The following is a 1,567-nucleotide window of genomic DNA, read 5'->3' on the forward strand; positions in this document are numbered from 1 at the left end:
TTGTTGGGGTTGTTGAATTTTTTCGCCCCGCCGCGAGGAACACGTTGGACCAGACCGTCGCGAGCGCCTCGGGCAGCGCTGCCGCGTCGACGAGGTCGATCGCTTCGGGCACGGGCAGGGCGAGTTCCTCGTGCACGACGGCCTCGGCCGCGTAGCCGCCGCCCGCGAGCAGCGCACAGACCCGGTCACCGACGGCGAAGAGCGTTGTCGCGCTGCCGACCTCCGTCACGATCCCCGACACCTCGAGGCCCGGCCAGGCCGGGGCCCCGGCGGGCGATGGGTAGTAGCCCTGCCGCTGGGAGACATCCGCCCGGTTGACGCCGGCGGCGGCGACCTGAATGCGGATGTCCCTGGGCCCGACCTCCAGTTCGGCCACGGTTGACAGGGTGAGGGCGTCGGGCCCTCCGGGTACGGGTACCAGAATTGCGCGCATGCCCTCATCCTACGAGCGGCCGCTGGGACGCCGCCGGAGCGCCGGAGTCCTACTCGGTGTCGGAGGTGCGGGCCTCGCCACGCCTCTCGCCGCGGCCGGCGCCCTGCCTGGCCCAGGTCTCCTCGTTGTAGTCGAGGACCAGTCGCGCGGGCGGCGGACCCTGCAGCATCTCGGGCGTGAGGCCGTGGAACTCGATCATCTTGTCCCGGAACCACACGTCGTGGGGGTCCTGGGAGGTGGCGAAGTCGCGGAACATCCTGGCGAGGTCGTCGGCCTCGTGATAGAGCGCGACGAAGTCGCCCTGCGGGGTCGACATGAGCGAGGCGACCTCGCGATGCAGGCCCATCCGACGCCGGGACCGCTCGTGCTCCTCGCGGCGCGCGCCGGCCATCTCTGCGGCGAAGGACTGCCAGGCCTCGGTCTTGCCGGGCAGGATGGGGGCAAACCACGTGATGTATTCCATGACATCTTCTCCTTTGAAGTAATGACATGCGGCAGGAGCCGAGCGGGCCGAAGCCGCGAGTGGATCATTCCACCGGAGAGCGTAGTCCCCTCATCGCGGGCCGCAACCGTACTTCCGGGCGGCCCGACAAGCGCCCTCAACGCCTCAGTCACGGAGAATGCACCCTCGTCGCGTGGGCGAGGGTGCTTTCTCCGCAACGGAACAGTGCGGATGGGCCTACTGTGCTGCCGAGTAGAACTTCTGGTCGCTGAACGACTGCGAGATGACCCAGGTGCCGGTCGCGGCATCCGCTGTCGGGATGGCGATCACGACGTTGCCGGTCGCCGTTCCGGCGGGGTAGAGCTCGTTGATATCGGACAGCGGCGCGGGGCCGACGACCGAGCTGTCGAGTTCACTGTGCGTGGTGCCGGCGGCGGACACGAAGGACACGTCGAGGTCCATCCAGGGGGTGCCGGTCGTGGTGCCCTGATAGGTGACCGTGATCGGCAGCATGGCGTACTGCATGCCGGCGGGTGCGGCGTCGTTGAACTGGTTCTCAGCGGCGATGATCGCGTCGGCGTTCAGGGTCGGGGCGCCGAGGGTGATCTCATACTCCGGCTCGCCATCGCGGAGCACTCGATGTGCCAGCCGGGCCGGCCTGGTCCCCAGGGGGATGGCCAGGACGCCGAGGC

3 protein-coding genes and 1 pseudogene are annotated in these 1,567 nt (G+C 69.1%); all 4 read right to left on the reverse strand.

What is annotated here, in order from left to right; translation table 11 throughout:
- Positions 1-433: alcohol dehydrogenase catalytic domain-containing protein (locus QN345_RS18855; RefSeq protein WP_323509089.1), on the reverse strand; the 433-nt coding region annotated here is incomplete at its 3' end.
- Positions 434-482: 49 nt separating this feature from the next.
- Complete coding sequence (locus QN345_RS18860) at positions 483-896, reverse strand: DUF6176 family protein (RefSeq protein WP_322135350.1); 414 nt, start codon at positions 894-896, stop codon at positions 483-485.
- 216 nt (positions 897-1,112) lie between these two features.
- Complete coding sequence (locus tag QN345_RS18865) at positions 1,113-1,511, reverse strand: hypothetical protein (RefSeq protein ID WP_416347682.1); 399 nt, start codon at positions 1,509-1,511, stop codon at positions 1,113-1,115.
- Positions 1,490-1,567: pseudogene (locus tag QN345_RS20665) on the reverse strand (hypothetical protein); the annotation flags it as partial. The pseudogene QN345_RS20665 and the gene QN345_RS18865, both read right to left, overlap by 22 nt.

The organism is Cryobacterium sp. 10I1 (assembly GCF_035019805.1).
GTDB lineage: Bacteria > Actinomycetota > Actinomycetes > Actinomycetales > Microbacteriaceae > Cryobacterium > Cryobacterium glucosi.

Coding starts and splice junctions, on each gene's coding strand:
- QN345_RS18860 (WP_322135350.1), bottom strand. CDS start 896: ATGGAATACATCACGTGGTTTGCCCCCATCCTGCCCGGCAAGACCGAG.